The organism is Leucobacter aridicollis (assembly GCF_013409595.1).
GTDB lineage: Bacteria > Actinomycetota > Actinomycetes > Actinomycetales > Microbacteriaceae > Leucobacter > Leucobacter aridicollis.
Map to the genome: position 1 here is coordinate 3,258,717 of NZ_JACCBD010000001.1, position 20,454 is coordinate 3,279,170.

The following is a 20,454-nucleotide window of genomic DNA, read 5'->3' on the forward strand; positions in this document are numbered from 1 at the left end:
TTTTCCTCACCTCACGCAGCAGACTTTGCTGTAATAACGGTACCTCGATCTGCGACGGCTGATGTGCACACGCCAGCCCACCCCTGGTGCGCTAGAGCAAGGCGGTGGCGATCCACCACACACCGGCTACTGCGAGGATCGAGACGGCGGCTCCGCCGCCGAACGCGAGGATCCCAAAGCGCCGGTTCATGGTCGTGAGCGTCGGAAGATCGGAGCGCGCGGCGGCGGGCAGGGCGTATCCTGTCGGCGGATCGCCGATCACCGTGCTCAGTGCGTTGTCGCTGGCGGGGGCTCCCGGCTTCTCGCCCCGCCTGCCGTACATCACGGGCAGACTCGAGCGCACGCCCTCGCGCGGCCGCTCCTCCTCCACGACCGGAAACGGCGAGGCAGGAGCGCGACGCCGCGCATCAATCGGGGGCTTGAACATCTGTGCCAGCAGTTCGGGGGAAGGCTCCTCGACTGGCTCGGGAACGGGAGCGCCCGGCAGCGCGCGGGCCGCGCCCGCCCTGCCGGTGGTGCCGCGCCTGTGCAACGCGCCGTGCGATCCCGAGGTCTCGTCCTCCCCCGCAGCGGACGAGGGAACCGACGTCGCGGGATCGGCCGTCACCGGCTCGGTCCGCTCGGTATCGTCCGCAGTGCCGCCAGGGGCGCCGGTCACGGTGTCGGCTCGCTCTCCGGCGGCGGGGTGTCAGTGCCCTCGGCCGCCGCCGCGTGCGTCGAGGCCGCTGAGGCCTGCGGCCGCGGCACGGGGCGCGTGGCCGTCACCGTCTTGCCGTCATCCGTCTCTCCCGGCGTTCCGTCGCCCACGTGCCAGCTGCGACCGCCGACGACGGTGTCGAGCACGATGACCGAGATGTTGTCTCGTCCCCCTGCGTCATTCGCGCGGTGCACGAGTTCGGCGGCGACCGCGTCGGCGCGGCCGCCCATCGTGAGCACGGCTCGAATCTCTTCGTCCGCGAGCTCCGACGTCAGGCCGTCTGAACAGATGAGGAGCCGTGACCCAGTCTCCACGGGCAACAGCCAGGAGTCGGCGGTCGAGTCGCTCGAGCCGAGCGCTCGCGTGATGATGTTGCGCGGGGGCAGCTGGGCGCCCGCGTCGGCGCGCCGCACCTCTTCGACGAGCGAGTGGTCGACCGTAATCTGCCGCAGCTCCGACCCCCGGTGCATGTAGACGCGGGAGTCACCAATATTCAGCACGAGCCAGTGCAGCTCACCGTCGTGCGTGACCAGGATCGCTCCCGTGAGCGTGCACCCGGCGCCGCGCTCGCGCCCGGCAGCGACCTCAGCGACGGCGACGCGGGCGGCGTTGAGGGTCTCCCCGGCGAGCGCGACCGTGGCCGGCTGCCCGGGCGCGATCCGCTCGGCGAACACGGCGATCGCCGCCTGGCTCGCGAGGTCCCCCGCCTCGTGGCCGCCCATGCCGTCCGCGACAAGAAAGCAGGGGGTATCCGCGAGGACCGAGTCCTCGTTCACCTGGCGCAGCCGTCCGACATCGGTCAGCGTCGCGTAGTCGAGCTCGACGCTGTTCATGAGCTGGCTCCTTCTGGTCGGGGAGAGGTGCGGGGTCGGTGACGTGCCGTGGCGGGAGGGAGGAACGATCCAAGCCAGTACTGCGAGCGCAGCCTGCCCCAGAAGCCGACCTGGGCGTTCCGTTCGCGGATGTGCTCGCGCACGGTCACCCACAGCTGCTCGGCGGTCTCGTCTGCCACCCCCTCGCGAGCGTACACTGCCTGGTCGACGGTCGCAGCGATCCACGCCCCGCGCTCCGGCGATAGCCCTGCGTCGGCGAGCTCGGCGACGGTGTCGGATCGGCTGCCATCGACCCGTGGGCGATGGCCCGTATCGGTGTAGGCGTCGAGCAGCTCGTTCCACGCGCCGAGCGCGCGCAGCTCCGGCAGCGGCTGGCGCGCTCTCGCCCGCCGGCGGAGCCGCTTGACGAGCGGGATGAAGAGCGCAGCGAGCGCCACGAGCGCGGCGGCCGCCCCCAGCAGCAGCGCGGTCCGCACGATCGGCCAGACCCCCTCGCCGGCCGGCGGCTCGGGCTCATCCTCTGCGGCGCCGTTGTCGTTCGACGACCCAACGGGTGGGTCGCTCTCGCTGGCGTCGCGCTCCTCCGGCGTCGTCGGGAACTCGGGGAGCTGCTCCCCCTTCTGCACGAGCAGCGGGGGCACCTCCGTTTGCGGCGAGACGTCGAGCGGCGCCCACACCCCGTCGGCACCCTTCGCTTCGATCCAGGCTGCCACGTGCCGGCCCTCGCACACCTCCGCGCACGCGGGAACGCCCGGCACCCCGGCGTTCTCTTGCCCTAACCGCACGCCGATGACCACCCGCGACTCATATCCGAGCGCGCGCGCCACCAGGGCCGCGGCCGCAGCGAACTGCTCATCGTCGCCGATCGCGGCCACAAGCTCCGCATCTGGGGCGCGATCCCCCGCGGCCTCCTGCTGCTCGATGAGCTGCGAGAACAGCTGTTCGATGCGTGCGGTGGAGTGCCCGCCAGGGCTCGACACGAAGGCGGTGGGAGCGTCGCCGCCTGCGTCGGTGAGCCACGCGTTCTCGCCGTCGCCGTCGGTGAGCGAGTGGCTGAGATAGCCCCGAGCCCGCAGGGCGGCGATGACAGTTTCGAGTCCGTTCGCGGACGGTGACACGCCTTGCATCTCAAGCCAGCGGGTGAGCTGCGGGAATGCCTCGCGGTCGATGAGGGGTTGGGGGCTCGCTGGCTCGGCGGCGAGCACTGCGTCGGGCGCAGCGGACACCGTCGCGGTGAAGGCATCACCGTCTTTCAGCCCCGCCGCCGTCGGCACCGCGACCGCGGCGCCCGTGTCCCGGTTGACGTAGAAGCTGTCGGCGAGCTCGGCCGCCCGCTCCCCGCGGAACTGCGGCGGCGCCGCGAGCGGGCTCGCGAGCGGCACCCACACTCCCGCGTACCCGGGACCGATGCGCACGCTGATCTTCGCCGGCTCGGTGACGCGGGATCCACTCGGGAAGCGCGTGAACCGGCCGGTGCCGGTGGGGTCTCCAACGAAGAAGTCGACCCCGTCGTAGCCATCGAGCACGGCGATACGCAGGCGGCCGGGGAGCGCGCCGCTCCCCTCCACACGGAACAGTTCGGAGGTGAGTGCGTCGTCGCGCTTGAGCGATCGGTACTCGGCGAGTGGGCTCACCTGCTCCCGCACGACGATCTCCGGGTCGATGCTGTCGCGCGGCACCGCGCGGGTGCTCCCCGCGAGCGCGGGCGCTGCGACCGCTCCCGCGGTAACGGCAATCGCAGCGACGAGCACCGCGGATCCACCGCGCACGAGTGCGCTTCGCCGCACAGCGCCGATCCCGGCCCCGCCAGCTGGCGCCGCGGTCCGTGCGATTCTGCCCCGCTTCAGCGCGTCTCGCCGGTCGCGGCCAGCCGTCCACACCATCCAGGCAGCAGCAGCCGCAAGCGCCCCGATCCAGATTCCGGTCTCGCGCGGCGCCGCAACGGTGAGCGGACCGAGGCTGAGCGGCGCGCTCACCGCGGACGAACCGAACACGGTGCCGAACAGCACGAGTGCGAGCGGCGGAAGCGCCGCGCTCACGGCGGCGCGCCGGCCGCCCCGAGCGAGCGCCGTCGACGCCGCGACCACGACGAACACGAGCAGGAAGAACGGCACGAGCACCGTCTGGTAGCTGCCGACCGGGAGCGTCAGCGTGAGCAGTTGCTTCCAACCGAGGGCGACCGCCGCGAGCGCGTCGCCGAGTCCGCGGATGATCCCCCAGACGTCTGGCCGCGAACCCAGCACGTGCGGCGTCGCCACCGGCACCACGAGCGCGACGAACGCCAGCACAAGCGCGACGAGGGTGAATCCGCCCCACCGCAGCGTCGTCCCGAGCCACACAACCACGAGGGCAGTTGCCGCCGCGACGCCGGCCACGGCCCAGAGCTGCGTCGTCTCGTAGATCGGCCACGCTGCGACAACGGCGATGCAGACCGCTCCGACCGCGAGGGCGACAGCGCCGAGCGTCCCGCCCGCGCTTCTGCCCCCGGCCGCCCGGCGTCCCCTGTCGCGACTCACAGCAGTCCTCCCCGCACCTGAAGCTGCGGCAGGTCGGCGAGGGCGCCCACCGTGAAGAACACGCTGCCATCAGCGAGGCGCGCGGTGGGCTCGGCGAGCGTCTCGCATCTGACGACGGCGACGGCGATGCCCTGCGGGAGGGCGACAACTGCCCTGCGGAGCCGCGTGAGGTCAGGCACCGACCCGGTGACGATCGTGACGATCGAGAGCTGCCGACGCGACTCCGTGAGGCTGCGCGCGAGCCACTCGATCGGCGGCGGCTCCTCGGGCGCGACAAGCTCAGCCCACGCGTCGAGTAACTGTTCCGGGGTGTGGGAGGGGAGCTCGACGAGCCCGCCGAGGCGCGGCGCCTTCGCGCGCGCCTGCCAGCCCGCTCCCCTCGCGATAAAGCGCTCGCGCCCCTCGCGCACCGCCTGCACGGAGAGCGACGCGGCGACGCTCACGCCAAGCTCGAACTCATCGGCAGTCGCGTAGGACTCGATCTCGGCGTCGAAGAGCACCGCTGCCCTGGCCGTCTGCGACTCCTCGTACTGCCGCACCATGAGCGTGCCGCTCTTCGCCGTCGACTTCCAGTGCACGTGCCGGAGCGGGTCGCCCGGCAGGTAGTCGCGCACCGCGTGGAACGAGAGATCGGCATCGGTCAGGCGCGCGCTCGCGGCGCCCTCAAGATCGCGCACCATCCCGGCGGATCCGGGCGGAAGCGCCACCGTCTTCGGGTGCACCCGCACGAGATGGGTGTCTCGCCAGGTGACCTCGCGCCGCAGCAGTCCGAGCGGATCGCGCCTCGCAAGCGTGAGCGGCCCCACCGCGATAACCCCGCGCGTCGCGGCCTCGACCGCCAGCGGCAGCTCGACGCTCGCGTGCCCGGCAATGAACGGCACGGGCACTTCTCGGAGTGCGTCGCCGACCGGCAGTTCTGCAGTCGCCGGGAGCGCCGGACGGCGGCTCGCGTTCTCGACGGCAACGCGCACCTCGACGGCCGAGCCGGCCACCACGCGCAGCCTGTCGACGCTGATCCGCACGAGGTACGCACGGCTTCCGAGCAGGAATGGCAGCGCAACAAGGAGCAGCACCCCAAAGACCACGCCGACGAACCACGCCTCGACCCAGCCGAAGAGCGCCCCGAGCACGCAGCCAGTGACGAGGGCAGCGATCGCGAGCCATCCCGCCGGGGTGACCGCACTCGTCGCCCGGCGCGTCACCCGGCGGACTCGGCTGCGCGCCATCCGCCAGAGCCGGCGCAGGCGTGTGCCGCGCGCGCCACGGCGCCCCGACGCGTCGGTCAGCGACCGAGTGGCCGTGTCCCCGGCGCGGGTGGTTCCGTGCGTCTGCGTGCGGCTCCACCCTCCCCTGTCCGGGGCGCGGGAGGTGTCCTGCTTCACGACGTGCCGTTCTCCTGCGGGAGCGGGATATCGAGCAGGATCCGTCCGACGATGTCGGCCGCCGTCACGCCGTCAAACTCTGCCTCAGGCTCGAGCACGAGCCGGTGCGCGAGCGTGACGAGCGCGAGGTCGCGCACATCGTCAGGGGTCACGAAGTGCCGACCGTGGGCAGCCGCCCACGCCGAAGCGAGCCGGACGAGCGCGACGGTGCCGCGAACGCTCGCGCCCAGCCGCACCTCGCTCGCCCGTCGTGTCGCCTCGACGATCCGCACGGCATAGTCGGCGACGACTGGGCCGACGTGCACCCGGCGCGCGAACTGCTGCGCCTGCGTCACCATCGCCGTCGTCACGGCTGGCCGGATCTCCTCGCGGTCAGTGCGGCTGCCCTGCAGGATTCGCATCATCGCCGCGTCGTCAGGGTAGCCAATGGAGGTCTTGATCATGAAGCGGTCGAGCTGCGCTTCCGGAAGACGGTAGGTGCCCGCTTGCTCGACGGGGTTCTGGGTGGCGATCACGGTGAACGGCGTCCCGACCTCGTGGGTCTTTCCGTCGACCGTGACCTGCCCCTCCTCCATCACCTCGAGCAACGCGGACTGGGTCTTCGGGCTCGCTCGGTTGATCTCGTCGGCGAGCACGACGTGCGCGAAGATCGGTCCGGCGTGAAACTCGAAGGCGCCGTTTCGCTGATCGAAGACAGAGACGCCGGTGACGTCACCCGGCAGGAGGTCCGGCGTGAACTGGATGCGCGATGACGTCCCCTGGATGACCTGGCCGAGAGCGCGCGACAGGGCGGTCTTGCCAGTGCCTGGGACGTCCTCGAGCAGCACGTGTCCGCCCGCGAGCACTGTCGACAACACGAGCTCCACGACCCGCCGTTTGCCGTGGATCGCCTGTTCAATCGAGTCGGCGCACGCCTCGAACACCTGCGCCACCCACTGGGCCTGCTCCGGTGTCAGGGTCGCCGAGTCGGCCTGCCGCTGCGGTGAGGTGTCGGTGCTCATGGGTTCCTTCGGGTCGTGCCTGCTGGGGAAATCTGGCTGATCGGCGCGTGCGCGCGGCTGCTACGGGACCGCACACGCCGCTCCTTGGAACGTTACCGGGTTCCATTGTCCGCCCGGCCATGCGACCTCGACATCGCTGCCAGTGACCGTGAATACCGGCGCGCCTGGCGCGGTCCCCTCGATCTGGAAGCTCGCCGCGGGGTCGGCACCCGCGGGCACGCACTCGACGAGCTGGGTGACGCGGACGCCGGTCGGGCCGGAATCGCGCGGCGTGACCTGCACCTCGGGCGAGCAGCGGCCCGCGGCGGGCGCGCCGACGCACTGTTTGACGGTGAGGGCGCCGGCGATCGGTGCGCGCGTGAGCGTGTCGACGTCGCCGGTGCTGAAGTACAGTCGGGCCGCGCTGTGCGTGCCTGAGAATGTCGGCTGCGCGGCGATGCCGGCGTATTCGCGAACGCGGCCCGTGCCTGTCGCGTCGGGCGCGACGACGTAGCCCTGCGTGAGGACTGGCGCCTCGGGGCTGCCACCCACCCAGACAGAGGAGAGCTGCGCCGTGGTCGTGCCGAAGTCGGTGGTCGCGCACATGACTCCCGAGTACTGCGAGAACCGCGTCAGGCCCGTAAACGTCGGCGACTTCTGGCTGCACCTCGCCGGCCCAGCGCCCTCACGGGCGAGGCCAAACGTGTACTCAATGCCGGGGGCGTGATTCAGACCCCACTCCGCGTACTCGACGGTGGCCGTGCCGGCGCCAGCGGCGTCGGGCACGATCCTGCTTGCCGCGGCGATTGGCGCACCCGCGACCGTGACAACCGCCGTCCCGGCGCTCCCCTGCCCGGAACCAGAGTAGCCCGGCGGGATCTCGCCGTCCTCTGGGATCACGGTGAGCGTCTGCGAGCCAACGGGAAGCTGCTGCACGCTGCGCCTGCCGACCTCGACGGCGGTGTGGTCCCCCGCGGTCAACCTGAATGTGCGTGCGGAGTCCGACCCGGAGATACGGACCTCGACCTTACCCTGCGTCGTGGAGGTGTTCGATGTGTCGCGCACCGGGGTCGCCTCGACCTTCGGCGCAGACGGCGGCGCGTACGCCCACGTCGTCGCGCCGTTCGCGGTGCGGTCGGAGGGGCCAACGCCGTTCACGGCGCGCGCGAAGTAGGTCTGCTGGTTCGCTTTGCCCGGCTGCAGCCCGCTCACCGTGCAGGTCGCGGAGCTGCCCGCGAGCGAGCAGCTCCCGGCGGTCGCCCCGCCGCTCGTCACGAGTTCGACCCCGGACACCGCGGGGTGTGCGGATTGGGGATTCAGCGCAACGCTGAGCGTCACGCTATCGGCGCTCGCCCCGGTCGGTGTCACGCTCGCCGGCGCGCGCGGTACGCCCTGCGCGTCGAGCTCGATGCTGCCCTCGCCGAGCCTGCCCTGCGCGTCGCGCACAGTGAAGCCGACCGTGCACCGGCCGCCGGGGCCGCGATCATCTGCCCAGGCCACAGCAATCCCGGTGTCGCTCGCGCGCCGCACGGTCGCAACGGCGCAGCCAGCGGACGTGACGGTGTCGAGCTTCAGCCCCCCGCCGCGTTTGCCGGCGAACGGGTCGTACTCCCCTGCCGCGCCGATCACGGTTGTCGCGCAGGACGATCCGACGGTGCACCGTAGGTCAACGGTCGCCCCGCGTGGGGTGTCGCGTGGGACCTGGCCGACGCGGAGCACGAGCTGGGAGCGAGACTCCCCGGCCCCCGCGACCGTCACCGTCAGGTTCTCCTGGCTGCCCGGCGTCGCGTCAGCCCGCGCTTCGACCGCCACCGATGCTCCGGAGGCTCGCACGTCGAACATCGAGCTCGATCCGGCAACCGAGAACTTGAGCTTCGACGCGTCGCCTGCCCGGTTCCCCTCCCACCGCACCATGTCCGACAGGTCGATGGACTCGGTCGCGCCGGGCGACACCGTCCGGGTGAGGGGCTCGAGTTTCACGACGGGCTCGCGTGGCACGATCGTCACGGGCACCGGGAGGGAGGTCCAGGTGGACTGGCCGGCGAGGCGGACGTCGATCACGCAGACGTCTGACCACGGCGCCTCGGCCCCCGCCGCGTACTGCAGCGTATCTGGCGAGGTCGCCTCGCACCGGGCGCTCGACCGCCCAACCGGGAAGGCTCCCTGCTTGAGCTCGACCGTGTCGCCCGCCCCGAGATCGACGAGGGCCGGCACGGTCGCCTGCACGGTCTTGTTCTCGTCGACGGAGAGGGGCGACAGCCCCTGCCGCAGCGTGAGCCGCAGGTCATCGAGCGGTGGCACGATGAGGAATCCGTAGCTCGTCACCTTCGTGCCCGCTGCGTCGGTGCCGCTGAGCTTGAACGCGACGAGGTCGCCCCCGGGCTTGTACTCGCCGAGAATCCGGTTGCCCTTGACCGTGTACCCAGGCTTTGCGCCCTCCCAGAGCGAGAGTTTGAGGCCGGCGACGTCGCCCGCGGCCCAGCGCACCTTGTCGGTCACGACGTCGACTCCGCCCCGCGCGAGGTCGTGCCTGTCGCGCACGCTCATGACGGTGTCGGTGACGGAGGGCGCCTGCGACCCGACCCGGTCGGAGGTTTGCACCAGGATGAGCCCGTCTGCGGTGCTCGATGAGGCGCCGGATTTCACCGTGTAGCGGTAGGACACCGTCCCCGGCTCGGCTCCCGGAGCGACCGAGACGCGACCGCGCTTCATCTCCGAGAGATCGATCCGGGCGGCGGCTCGCGCGTAGTCCGGGTGCTTGGATCCGCCGGGTAGGTTCGGCTCGACCGTGAGAATCGAGAGCGAGCCGCCGGCCGGGTCGATGTCGTTGTCGAGGGGCGAGATCGTCACCGGCGCATCCGAGCCGAGCGCCACCCGCACGTAGTCGCTTGAGACGATCGGGGCGCCCGTTTCCTGCTGCGCGGCGACGATGACGCGGATGCGCGCCTCGCCCGACCCGCCCCTGCCATCCTGCACGGCGTAGGTGATCGTGTGCAGGCCAGCCTCGGCGTCGTCGCTGACGGACACGGAGATCGCATTTCCGGCGGGTGTGATTGCCGCCGCGACGTGCGAGTCTTCGCCCTGGCTGACGCCGGTGAGCCGCACGCGGTCGCCATCAGGATCGACGCCCGACAGCGGCACACGGACCTCGGCGACCCCGCCAGGCGACACTCTCGTCGTGAGCTCACGCGGCTGCGGGTTCGAGTTCGACCCCTTCGGGACCACGCGCACGGTCACCGTGCCCGTGTCGCTCGCCTCGGGCGATGACGCGCCATAGGTCGTATAGCGAAGTTCGTAGGTTCCGGCCTTCTCTGGGGCGAGGTACCGCAGCACGCTGCCGGACGCGAACGCGAGCTCACCCCGGGCGCCCGTGCCGGTGATCTCCGGGTGCAGCACGAGCCGCTCGCCCGGGGCGGACACGTCGTTGTCGAGCACCCGAATGTCGACGACGTCGCCGGCGCGCACCGTCGCGGTGTCGGCGACGGCCACGGCGCCGCCGAGGCTCGACTCCGGCACCTGGAAGACCGTGAGCCGCCCGGTCGCCTGCGCCGCGCCCTCCGTGACGACGACGTCTGCGGCGCCAACGCGTCCCGCCGCCCCGTCCTCGGTGCTGCCTGCGACGCGCACCTTCGAGTGGTCGATAACTTCGGCCCGAAGCTGACCGTCTACGACCGTCGCCGACGCGACGGCCAGCGCCCGGGAGCTCGCGTCGGGGATCGCGTCGAGTACCTCGATGGTCGAGTCAGCGAATGGCCGCACGAACGCCCGGAGCGGCGGGAGGGCGAGCGCAGCGCCGCCGTCCGTGGCGGTGACCCGCACGACCCCTGTGAGTTCTGCCCCGGTCCCGACGTCGGTGAGGCCGACCGAGAGGAGCGCCTGGCCTGCGCTTGAAGCGGCAATCTCGACGGTGCCGTCGGCTGGCTTCGCCGTCGCACGAACGCGGTCGCTCCCGCTGAGCACGTTGACGTCGCGCACCACGAATGTGCCGGACCCACCGGACACGCGTGCGAGCAGGTTGAGCGTGGAGACCGACCCGACGCGGGTGCTCACCGCGGTGCCAACAAACTTCGCGACAGCGTTCGGCTGCACCGCGACCTGCAGGTCGCGGTGCGCCTCCGCGCCGTGCGCGTCTCTGACGGTGACCCGCAGCATGATCTCCGAGGCCCCGGCGTTCGGGTCGAGGTGCTTGACCGCGAGCCTGCCGTCGGCGGTCACCATCGCTCGCGCGGGGTCCTCGGGGCGGAGCATCTCGACGCCGGCAAGCAACATCGGATCGCCCTCGGGATCGACCCAGCCCTCGAGGATCGGGTGGACGAGCGTCCCACCGGGGGCGATCTCCGGGACACCCCACTCAAGCTGGCACCCGGCAACCGGGCACCACTCGGGTGCAGTGTTCACGTCGTCAGCGACCACGGTCAGGGTCACCGTCGCGGGCGGCGAGCTGAGTGCGCCGTCGGTGACGCGGTAGCTGAAGCTGGCGGAGCCCGACGCGCCGGACGCTGGCCGAATCATCAGCGATTGCGCGTCAGCCAGCAGCTCCACGGTGCCGAAGGCTTCCGGCAACGGCGACTCGCTGAGCGACTCGGGAACGATCGTGAGAACGTCGCGCTTGTTCGCGTCGTAGTCGTTCAGCAGCACCTGCAGCTGCGCCGGCTCGCTTCCGCGGACGCCAAACGCATCGTCCTGCGCGACAGGCGCGACCTGCTCCGTCACCTCCTCGACGACGACGCTCCCGCGGTCTTCCTTCGGTGGGTCCGAAATCGTCCACTGGGAGAGCGGGATCAACCTGCCGTCGGGCAGCGTCCAGAGCATGCCGCTACGGGTCTCCCCGAGCACCGCGCGCTCCCCATTCGAGAAGAACGTCGGCTCCGGGTCTCCGATGGTCCCTGCGGCTTCGTCGAAGCTCAGCGGTCGGAGCGCTGCCTCGGCCGCGGCGTCGCTTCGCCAGAGCGTTCCGCCTGCCCGGTCGATCCATGCGGCGACGCGCGACCCCCCGACGACACTCGGCCGGGCCGGAACGCCCGCGCTCTCGGCGATCCGCTCGGGTTCGCCCGTGGCCGGCACGCGCCACAGGCCCGCCGTATCGGCGATGAGCGCCGCGGTGCCGCCGCCGGCTCCCGGACCGTCACCGTCACCGCTCCACTGCAGCCGCGCAGCGCCAGCCGCCTCGATCGTCTGTGGGTCGGCGCCCGCGCGAAACACGCGGCCGCTCTCGGGATCGAACAACACCCAGTCGCCGGACACGATGGCGAGCTCGGGCTCGGCGATCCCGGTCGCGGCGGCCGGCAGCGTCACGGCGCTCCGGAACCTGTCGGCCCCGATGTCGTACTGCAGCAGCGTGTCGCTGCTCGCAGAGTAGAGGGCGACGGCGCCGGTCTCGTCGAGCGCCGCCGCGTCGGCGAGGAAGTCGAGCGCGGGATCCTGATCGCCGGCGTCGCCGCCCGCGTCGCCGGCCTCCCTCAGATCGAGCTGCGCGAGCGAGCCCGCGTCCGATCCGATGTAGACCTTTCCCGAGTCCGTGCGCACGAGGAGATGCTCGCCCGCTCCGATGACGTCATCCGCGCCCTCGGGCAGTGGCGTGGCCTCGGACCCGAGCACGGTCGGCTGGCCGCCTCCGTCGGTCGTGTCTTCCTCGCTGTCCGCGGCGCGCTGCGCGGTCGTGCCGCCCTCCGCTTCGCCCTGTGCGCCGCTCGCCCGGTCGTCGGAGAGGTCTTCGGGGCTCGCGGCGTCGATGTGCCAGGCCTGCCCGTTGCCGTGACTGAGCACCACGCTGTCGGCGCCGCGCTGCACCACGCCGGACGGCTCGCTCACCTTGCGGACGGTATCGATCTCGCCGGTCTCGGTGTTCACGCGCGCGTACTGGCCGGCGTCGCGCATGACCCACACGCTCGGCTCGGCACGTGGCGTCTCGCGAGAGTCAAACCCGCTCGAGATCACGCCAACCGTGGCCACCACCGCGACGGCCGCGACCCCAGCGATCCACCCGCGGGCGCGGCCCGAGCCGTTGCCGCGCTCTCGTTCGCGCTGCACCCGCTGGCTCATAGCCCGCCGCCAAGCGTCGCCCACAGCACGGCGCCGATGACGATGACCGCGCCGACGCCGATGCCAGCGCCAAGCAGCCCCGCCTTCACGGGCGACAGCGGCGCCCGGTCGTGAACGACGCCGTCTCGGTCCGCGCCCCTGCGCTCCTCGAGCAGTCTCGCGCGTTCCTCCGCACGCGACGTCGACGCGACCGTGCTCACCACGGGGCCGCGGGTGCCCGCGGGAATGCTCTCAACTCGCGGCAGCCACGCCTCTGCGACAATCTCGAGGGGCGTCACCTCGAAGCCGTAGCGCCGCTGCAGCTCCTGCAGCGCCTCGCCGAACTCGCGCATCGACCCGAACCTGTCGGCCGGCGTCCGTCCCAGCGCGCGCGCCATGACGCGGTCGAACAACTCGTAGCCCTGCGCTCCGGGCACGGGCACGTACTTCGCCTTCGTGATCCGGTCGGCGAGCTTGGACCTCGTGTTCTGCGCGCGATCCGGCAGTTCAAAGGGCGACCTGCCCGCGGCGAACGTGTATAGCGTCGCGCCGAGCGCCCACACCTCGGTCGCAACGGAACCGCTCACCTTCAGGCTGAGCACCTCCGGCGCGGACCACGGAATCGACATCGCGACCTCGGCCTCCTCAGGCTGGCCGCGTTTGGTGACGTAGGCGATGCCGAAGTCGGCGAGCACCGGTTTGCCGAGCGTCGTGAGCAGCACGTTCGACGGCTTGATGTCCCGGTGCAGCACGCCTGCGCGGTGCGCGGTCTCGAGTGCCCCGGCGATGCGGACGCCCGCATCGAGCACGTCCGACAGCTGCGCCGGCTGCCCCTTCGTGAGGGCCCCCATCGAGGCAGGGCAGTACTCCATAGCGATATAGGGCGAGCCATCGAGCGAAATGCTCGCCTGATAGATCGTGACGACCGATGGATGGCTCGAGAGCCGCGCCATCACGTCAGCCTCGCCCTCGAACACCTCGCGGAGCCGTGTCGCGTTCGGGGACCCCTGGCCCGCATCGAGCACCTTCACGGCGACGACGCGCCTGGGCATGTCCTGTTCGTACAGGTGCACCTGCGCGAAGCCACCCGAACCGAGCGGCCGCACGTACGAGAACCCCGGGATGCCGGGCGGTCGGAGCTGCTGCTCGGCCATCTCGCTACTCCACCGAGCGTGCCTGCGCACGGACGATGAATTCGGCGACAAACATACAGCTATCTTACGCAGTGAGCGACGGCGACGCGCCCGGGCCGCACCGGGTTGTGGACAAGTTACGCGCGCTTCACGTCGCCTTCTGCGCCGCTCGGCGACGCGCGAGTCGTCTTCCCCACGCCCCGCAGACAGAGAAACGGCCCCGCCACCGAAGTGGCGGGGCCGTCCCCACTGAAGCGTGACGCCTCGAATCGAACCTTAGAGGCCCGAAACGTCGAGCGGAATGCCAGGACCGAAGGTGGTCGAGACAGCGCCCTTGATGACGTACTTGCCCTTTGCCGATGCAGGCTTGAGACGCACGATCTCGTCGAGAACCGACGAGATGTTGTCGTTGAGCTGCTCAGCCGAGAACGACGCCTTGCCGACGATGAAGTGCACGTTCGCGTGCTTGTCGACGCGGAACTCGATCTTGCCGCCCTTGATGTCGGTGACAGCCTTTGCGGTGTCCATCGTGACGGTGCCGGTCTTCGGGTTCGGCATCAGACCGCGGGGGCCGAGAACCTTACCGAGACGACCGACCTTGCCCATGAGCTCGGGGGTCGCGACAGCCGAATCGAAGTCGGTGTAGCCAGCGGCCACCTTCTCGATGAGCTCGTCGCCGCCGACCTCGTCTGCGCCAGCGGCGAGAGCAGCCTCAGCTGCCGGGCCGTTTGCGAACACGATGACGCGTGCGGTCTTGCCGGTGCCGTGGGGAAGGTTCACGGTGCCGCGAACCATCTGATCGGCCTTACGGGGGTCGACGCCGAGACGAACAGCAACCTCAACGGTCGCGTCGGTCTTTGCCGAACCGGTCTCCTTCGCCAGGGCGACTGCCTCGGCGGGAGTGTAGAACTTGTCTGCCTGAATCTTTGCGGCAGCGGCGCGGTACGCCTTCGACTTCTGTGCCATGTTCGTACCCTTACTCGACCGTGATGCCCATGGAGCGAGCGGTGCCCGCGATGATCTTCGCTGCTGCGTCGATGTCGTTCGCGTTCAGGTCAGCCTTCTTCTGCTCGGCGATCTGGCGAACCTGCTCAGCCGTAACCTTCGCAACCTTGACGGTGTGCGGGGTGCCCGAGCCCTTCTGGACGCCGGCAGCCTTCTTGAGGAGCTCCGCCGCCGGCGGGGTCTTCAGGATGAAGGTGAACGAGCGATCCTCGTAGACAGTGATCTCCACGGGAACAACGTTGCCGCGCTGGGATTCCGTCGCAGCGTTGTACGCCTTGCAGAACTCCATGATGTTGACGCCGTGCTGACCCAGGGCAGGACCCACGGGGGGTGCCGGGTTGGCGGCGCCGGCTGCGATCTGAAGCTTAATCAGACCGGTAACCTTCTTGGCTTTTGCCATGATTGTTTCCTTTCGCCGAACGAGCGCGGTCGCACTCGTTCTCCCGCCTCGCCGGCCGTTCCGGCGCGCGGTGTTGTTGCAGCCGCGATGACTCACGGACACAAACCTCAATAGTTTAGCGGATCGCGCGCGATCCTGCATCCCCGCCCGCCGGTGGATACGCGAACGGCCCGGACCAGATGTTTCCATCTGGTCCGGGCCGTTCATATCTGAGCCGCCTATCGGATTTGAACCGATGACCTGTTCTTTACGAGGGAACTGCTCTACCCCTGAGCTAAGGCGGCCTGGTGCAGCAAGCGCTGCACACAAGCAAAAACTCTAGCACGAATGCCGAGCCAATATTGCGCAGCTAGCTGCAGGTCGCGCCCGAAGCGGGAACCTCGCCCTCGATAAAGTAACGCTCCACCAGGTCATTCACGCAGCCGCTCTGCCCGTAGGCGGTGTGCCCCTCACCCTCAAACCTGACGAGCACGCCGCTCTCAAGCTGCTCGGAAAGGGCCTCGGCCCAGCGGTACGGCGTCGCCGGGTCGCCCGTCGTTCCGATCACGAGAATTGGGTCGGCGCCTGCGGCCTGCACGGCCATGCGCTCCTGCACGCCCTTCACCGGCCACCCCGCGCACGACACGTCACCGAATCCCTGGAATCTCCCGATTGTCGGCGCGATTCGTTCGAGCTCGGCCGCTTGCTCGCGCATGCGTTCCGGATCGATCGAGTTCGGGTAGTCCAGGCAATTGATTGCCTGGAACGCTTCGGTGGAGTTGTCGAGGTACTCGCCGTCGAGACGCCCGTAGTAGGAGTCGGCGAGCGAGAAGGCGACGTCGGCGTTCCCCTCCGCCACGGTCTCGAAGAGCGAGTTGAGGTAGCCCCAGTTCGATTCCGAATAGAGCGGGGTGATGATTGCGGTGAGCATCGTCGATGCGGTGAGCGTGCGGCCGTCGGCGGCGACGATCGGGTGCTCGTCGACGTCGTCGAGCAGGTCACCGATCTGAGCCATGGCCTCGTCGACCGTGCCGCTCAACGGGCAATCCTTGGTCGCGAGGCACGCCTCCGCGTAGCTCCGCAGCGCGAGCTCGAAGCCGCGGGTCTGCTCCTTGACGACGTCAGCCTCGCTCGCCGTCGGGTCGAGCACGCCGTCGAGCACGAGGCGGCCGACCTTCTCGGGGAACATCTCCGCGTAGCGCGCACCGATGTGCGTCCCGTACGAGTAGCCGAGGTAGTTCAGCTGCTCGTCGCCCTGGATCTCGCGGAGCATGTCGAGGTCGCGCACGGTGGACACGGTGTCGACGTGTCCGAGGAGCTCGCCCGTGTTCTCGAGGCACGCCTCGCCAAACCGGCGGGAGGACGCTTCGGCCTCCTCGATCCACTTCGCGCTCCCGCGCTCGGCGGTGCTGTCGCTGACCCCGAAGAGATACTCGTCCATGTCTTGCGCGTCCAAGCATGTCACCGGGCTCGAGGCGCCGACGCCGCGCGGGTCCCAGCCGACGACGTCGAAGCTGCGCTGCAGCGGTGCGCCCGCCGCGGAGTCCAGCGCGTTTCGCACAAAATCGGCGCCGGAGGCTCCGGGGCCGCCGGGGTTCACAAACAGCGTGCCGAGCGGCTCCCCGCTCGTCGCCGGATGCTTCACCATTCGCAGCCGGATCGTCTCGCCCTCGGGGTCATCCCAGTCAAGCGGGGCGCGAACGTCGGCGCATTCAAAGCCCTCGCCGCAGTCCGTCCACTTCGGCGTCTGCTCGCCGTAGGCCCCGCCGACGGGCTTGGCGGGAAGTTCAAGTTCGACCTCAGTTGGCCGTTGCACGGTGGGCTGCAGCAGTTGCCACACGCCGGTCAGCGACACGACGAGCCCGACGATCACGAGCACGACACCGATGACGAGCACCCACCGCTTCCACGGCGAGCGGCGCCGAGGCCCGTCCTGGTCGTCCGGCCACGGAGTGAGTTCTGGCGCGCTCATGACTTCAGCACCCGGTTGTCGGCCATCACAATCCGCGCGAACAGCGCCTCCAGGACCAGGCCGGGAGTGATCGCGCGGCTGAGCCGTTCACGCGCCTCCTCGGTGGCGGAGACCACGGCGAGGGCCTGCTCCGGATTCCAACGCTCGGCGAGGTCTCGGATCGCGGCCCCCGACTCGGCGTTGACGAGCTGCGGCAGCGCCCCGGCCGGACCGGCGTCGTCACCGGCACCCGCGGGCTCGCCGACGGCGCCGAGGGTGGAGAGCAAGACGTCGCGGTAGAGCGACAGCAGATCGGTCAGGATCCGGTCGATGCCGTCGCGCAGGCTTCGCTTGCGCCGCCGCTCCTGATCCTCCTCGAGCGCCTTCATCTGTGAGCGAAGCTTCGGAGGGATGGCGGCGCCCGGCGCGATGCCGAGGTTGCGCATCGCGTCCTCCCGCTCGCTCGCATCGAGCTGTTCCGTGAGCGCGTCGGCGTCGGCCTGTGCAATCGCGACGAGCGAGGCTGCGACCGCCATGGCGTCCCCGAGCGTGTGCGCTGTCAGGGCGCCCGTGATCGACCGCTCGCGGCGGCTCATGGCCTCGGGATCGCTCGCGAGCCGCCGAGCCATACCGATGTGGCTCTGGGCGAGTCGGGCGGCGCGCTCCGCGAGACCGGGTTCGACGCCGTCACGCTCGACGAGCAGCCTGGTCACGTCGGCGACGCTCGGCGTCACGAGCCGAACCGAGCGGGTACGCGAACGGATTGTCGGCAGCAGGTCTGCCTCGCTCGGGGCGCAGAGCACCCAGATGGTGCGCTCAGGCGGCTCCTCGATCGCCTTCAACAGGACGTTCGACGTGTGCTCCGTCATCCGATCCGCATCCTCGATCACGATGACCCGGTAGCGGCCCTCGCTCGGCGCGTAGTGCGCCGTCGTCACGATCTCGCGCGCGCTGTCGATGCGGATCACCGCGGCCTGCGTCGTGAGCGCCGCGAAGTCGGGGTGGGTGCGACCGCGTACCTGGGCAAACACGCGCTCGCGGTCTGCCTCCTCGCGGGCGATCAGCGCGGCGGCGAAACGATAGGCGAGGTTTGAGCGACCGGAACCGGGCGGGCCGGTAATGAGCCAGGCGTGCGCGGGCCCGCCGTCGGGGCCGGCCGCGCGCGACAGCGCCTCGACGGCCGCGGGCTGCCCGACTATCTCAGACCAGAAATCCATGCCGCAAGGCTATCGCCTACCCCTGACGGCGAGACTGGCAATGCGGCGCGGCCACCGGCGGAGGCCCGGCAGACGCGGGAGCACACCGGCAGCACTCCGGTAGTGCTCCGGCACTACTCCGGCAGCACTCCGGCAATACTTCGGCAGTACTCCGGCAGTACTCCGGCAGTACTCCGGCAGATCTGCGGAAGATATGCAGCCTGGGGCGTTCTTGGGGATTGGATTTGCCGATCCCAGGCGGTAAGACCGTTGTGCACGCAGGCGGTACAGCTGTTGCAGGCAGGCGGTACGGCTGTTGCAGGCAGGCAGGCAGGCGGCACGGGCGCTACAGGTCCACGTAGCCGGCCGCTCCCGGAGTCACCGTGGCAGCCCCCGCGCTCAGCTCTGCGGCGAGCGCTTGGAGCCCCGAGATCTCATCCTCGGCGACGGCGAAGCGCTGCAGCACGGTGTCGCTGTAGTCCGCCGTTCCGACCGCGTACCCGCGGCGGCGCGCCTCGGCCTCGATCTGGGCGGCGACCTCATAGCTCGCGTCCACCTGGACCTCGTGACGGAGCCCGCGGCGCACCCGCGTCGCGTCGAGCACGGCGCCGGCGACCGACGCCCGGTAGGCCCGGGTCAGCCCGCCTGCGCCGAGCAGCACGCCGCCGAAGTAGCGGGTGACGACGGCCACGACGTCGCTCAACCCCGCAGAAACAAGCGCGTCGAGCATGGGGGCACCAGCCGTGCCGCTCGGTTCGCCGTCGTCGTTCGAGCGCTGCACCCTGCCGTCGGGTCCGATGACGAACGCCGAGCAGTGGTGGCGCGCTCGCGGGTGCTCGGCCCGGACGTCAGCGATCACCGCGCGCGCGGCGTCCTCGGAGTCAACGCGTTCCAGCCGTGTGAGGAAGCGCGAGCGCGAGATCTCAATCTCCGTCTCCACTCGGCCGGAGATGGTCTCGTACTCAGCAGCCATGCCCCTATCGTGTCACGTTCCCGGCACGCGGACCCCAGCCGCGCAGCCGACTCAGCCCGCCGGGTTACGATCAATGCGTGACTTCAGTGCGTGTGGACAGTTGGGTGTGGGCCGTTCGGCTTGCGAAGACCCGCAGCCAGGCGACGGCTGCGTGCCGTGCGGGTCACGTGCGCGTGAACGACGCCCCCGCGAAGGCCTCGCAGCCTGTCAGGATCGGCGATATCGTTCGTACTCGCCTCCACAGCATCGAACGCATCTACCGGGTCACGGGTCTCGCGACCAGGCGCGGCAGCGCGACCGAGGCCGCCACGAACTTTGAGGATCTCACCCCGCCCGCCCCGCCGCGCGTCGAGCGACCCATGACGGTGTACCGCGATCCGGGGGCCGGCAGGCCGACCAAGCGCGACCGTCGCGAGCTCGAGAAGCTGCGCGGCCGCGACGCCTTCCTCAGGCCGGGCGACGAGTGAGCCGGCCGATCGCCCGCGACCGCTGGTCCGTGCGCCAGGCGGATCACGAGGCGCGCGCCGACGCGCTGACCGCCGGGCACCGGGCGCGGCGGCTTCGCGGAGAGTCCCACCCGATCGAGGACTTTCTCTTCACCTACTACCCCGTCAAGCCCGCGGAGCTGCGTCGGTGGCACCCCGGGGCGGGCGTCTCGCTCGAGGGCGGCCAGGAGCGCGCCGACTGGCGGTACTACCGGGTCGCCTCGGACGGGGCCGCATCGGTTGATCTCGCGGCGTTCTTCGCGAAGCGGGGCCAGACCGTCGACTACGTCGAGGGGCTCCTCTCCGCGACCCTGGATCGCGCCCCGCAGTTCGGCTGCTTCGGGCTGCACGAGTGGGCGATGGTGTATCGCCTCACCCCGGAGCAGCTGCGGCACACGAGGCTGCCGCTGCGCATCGGGCACGCCGCGACCGATGCCGTCGTCGAATCGCACACGATTGGCTGCAGCCACTTCGACGCGTATCGGTTCTTCACCCCTGACGCGGCGCCGTTGAATCGCCTCTCGCCGACGCGCGAGACGCAGCCCGACATGGAGCAGTCCGGCTGTCTCCACGCCGGCATGGACATCTACAAGTGGGTCACGAAGCTCGGCCCCGTCGTGCCTGGCGAGCTGCTGCTCGATGCGTTCGAGTTCGCGCGCGACATCCGGTTCGTCGATATGCAGGCCTCGCCCTACGACGTCACCGGCTTCACGGACCACGAGGGGGTGGAGCTCGCGCCGATCCCGATCGAGACGACCGCCGGGAAGCAGGAGTACGTCCGCCGCCAGCGCGAGTTCGCCGTCCGCGGCAACGCGCTCCGGCAGCGCGTGCTCGACGCGATCGCGATCGCTCGCGTGGCCGTCGGGGCCCCCGCGCCCGCCGAAGCAGGCTAGCGGGGGCCGA

14 protein-coding genes and 1 tRNA gene are annotated in these 20,454 nt (G+C 70.5%); 2 read left to right on the top strand and 13 right to left on the bottom strand.

Annotated features, from left to right (window positions below):
* Nucleotides 1–91 precede the first annotated feature (91 nt).
* From BJ960_RS15030 to BJ960_RS15090, 13 genes are all read right to left on the bottom strand, one after another.
* A complete protein-coding gene (locus BJ960_RS15030) occupies nt 92–658 on the bottom strand; it encodes a hypothetical protein (RefSeq protein WP_185987877.1) in 567 nt (188 codons plus the stop codon).
* Complete coding sequence (locus BJ960_RS15035) at nt 655–1,530, bottom strand: PP2C family protein-serine/threonine phosphatase (RefSeq protein WP_185987878.1); 876 nt, start codon at nt 1,528–1,530, stop codon at nt 655–657. Before BJ960_RS15035 ends, BJ960_RS15030 begins: the two co-directional genes overlap by 4 nt.
* Nucleotides 1,527–4,046, bottom strand: a complete 2,520-nt coding sequence (locus BJ960_RS17290) for a transglutaminase domain-containing protein (RefSeq protein ID WP_185987879.1) — start codon at nt 4,044–4,046, stop codon at nt 1,527–1,529. The genes BJ960_RS15035 and BJ960_RS17290 overlap by 4 nt, the downstream gene beginning before the upstream one ends.
* Complete coding sequence (locus BJ960_RS17295; protein ID WP_307814527.1) at nt 4,043–5,428, bottom strand: DUF58 domain-containing protein; 1,386 nt, start codon at nt 5,426–5,428, stop codon at nt 4,043–4,045. The genes BJ960_RS17290 and BJ960_RS17295 overlap by 4 nt, the downstream gene beginning before the upstream one ends.
* Nucleotides 5,425–6,429 (bottom strand): AAA family ATPase, encoded by a 1,005-nt coding sequence (locus tag BJ960_RS15050; RefSeq protein WP_185987880.1) that lies wholly within the window; start codon nt 6,427–6,429, stop codon nt 5,425–5,427. Before BJ960_RS15050 ends, BJ960_RS17295 begins: the two co-directional genes overlap by 4 nt.
* Before the next feature lie 60 nt (nt 6,430–6,489).
* A complete protein-coding gene (locus BJ960_RS15055) occupies nt 6,490–12,450 on the bottom strand; it encodes an Ig-like domain-containing protein (protein ID WP_221936318.1) in 5,961 nt (1,986 codons plus the stop codon).
* Nucleotides 12,447–13,583 (bottom strand): serine/threonine-protein kinase, encoded by a 1,137-nt coding sequence (locus BJ960_RS15060; protein ID WP_121076398.1) that lies wholly within the window; start codon nt 13,581–13,583, stop codon nt 12,447–12,449. The genes BJ960_RS15055 and BJ960_RS15060 overlap by 4 nt, the downstream gene beginning before the upstream one ends.
* A 255-nt stretch (nt 13,584–13,838) precedes the next feature.
* Complete coding sequence (gene rplA, locus BJ960_RS15065) at nt 13,839–14,528, bottom strand: 50S ribosomal protein L1 (protein ID WP_185987881.1); 690 nt, start codon at nt 14,526–14,528, stop codon at nt 13,839–13,841.
* Nucleotides 14,529–14,538: 10 nt separating this feature from the next.
* Entirely contained in the window at nt 14,539–14,967 is a 429-nt protein-coding gene (gene rplK, locus BJ960_RS15070; RefSeq protein WP_119282594.1) for a 50S ribosomal protein L11, read from the bottom strand.
* A 212-nt stretch (nt 14,968–15,179) separates the two neighbouring features.
* Nucleotides 15,180–15,251, bottom strand: a tRNA-Thr gene (locus BJ960_RS15075).
* 65 nt (nt 15,252–15,316) lie between these two features.
* Nucleotides 15,317–16,918, bottom strand: a complete 1,602-nt coding sequence (locus BJ960_RS15080) for an alpha/beta fold hydrolase (protein WP_185987882.1) — start codon at nt 16,916–16,918, stop codon at nt 15,317–15,319.
* On the bottom strand, nt 16,915–18,114 hold the full coding sequence (locus tag BJ960_RS15085) for a DNA polymerase III subunit delta' (protein ID WP_185987883.1): 1,200 nt from the start codon (nt 18,112–18,114) through the stop codon (nt 16,915–16,917). The genes BJ960_RS15080 and BJ960_RS15085 overlap by 4 nt, the downstream gene beginning before the upstream one ends.
* Before the next feature lie 325 nt (nt 18,115–18,439).
* Nucleotides 18,440–19,066 carry a YigZ family protein gene (locus tag BJ960_RS15090; RefSeq protein WP_185987884.1) on the bottom strand — a complete coding sequence of 209 codons (627 nt, stop codon included), beginning with the start codon at nt 19,064–19,066 and terminating at the stop codon, nt 18,440–18,442.
* A 77-nt stretch (nt 19,067–19,143) separates the two neighbouring features.
* Between BJ960_RS15090 and BJ960_RS15095 the strand changes: the two genes are divergently transcribed.
* Nucleotides 19,144–19,533 (top strand): RNA-binding S4 domain-containing protein, encoded by a 390-nt coding sequence (locus BJ960_RS15095; RefSeq protein WP_121076384.1) that lies wholly within the window; start codon nt 19,144–19,146, stop codon nt 19,531–19,533.
* The gene (locus BJ960_RS15100; protein WP_185987885.1) at nt 19,530–20,444 is read left to right on the top strand and encodes a 3-methyladenine DNA glycosylase; all 915 of its coding nucleotides are present in this window, start codon (nt 19,530–19,532) and stop codon (nt 20,442–20,444) included. The genes BJ960_RS15095 and BJ960_RS15100 overlap by 4 nt, the downstream gene beginning before the upstream one ends.
* Nucleotides 20,445–20,454 lie beyond the last annotated feature (10 nt).

Excerpts from the sequence above, each read along its gene's own strand:
- BJ960_RS15060 (WP_121076398.1), bottom strand. The coding sequence starts at position 13,583 with ATGGCCGAGCAGCAGCTCCGACCGCCCGGCATCCCGGGGTTCTCGTAC.
- BJ960_RS15080 (WP_185987882.1), bottom strand. The coding sequence starts at position 16,918 with ATGAGCGCGCCAGAACTCACTCCGTGGCCGGACGACCAGGACGGGCCT.
- rplK (WP_119282594.1), bottom strand. The coding sequence starts at position 14,967 with ATGGCAAAAGCCAAGAAGGTTACCGGTCTGATTAAGCTTCAGATCGCA.
- BJ960_RS15035 (WP_185987878.1), bottom strand. The coding sequence starts at position 1,530 with ATGAACAGCGTCGAGCTCGACTACGCGACGCTGACCGATGTCGGACGG.
- rplA (WP_185987881.1), bottom strand. The coding sequence starts at position 14,528 with ATGGCACAGAAGTCGAAGGCGTACCGCGCCGCTGCCGCAAAGATTCAG.
- BJ960_RS15050 (WP_185987880.1), bottom strand. The coding sequence starts at position 6,429 with ATGAGCACCGACACCTCACCGCAGCGGCAGGCCGACTCGGCGACCCTG.
- BJ960_RS15055 (WP_221936318.1), bottom strand. The coding sequence starts at position 12,450 with ATGAGCCAGCGGGTGCAGCGCGAACGAGAGCGCGGCAACGGCTCGGGC.
- BJ960_RS15090 (WP_185987884.1), bottom strand. The coding sequence starts at position 19,066 with ATGGCTGCTGAGTACGAGACCATCTCCGGCCGAGTGGAGACGGAGATT.
- BJ960_RS15085 (WP_185987883.1), bottom strand. The coding sequence starts at position 18,114 with ATGGATTTCTGGTCTGAGATAGTCGGGCAGCCCGCGGCCGTCGAGGCG.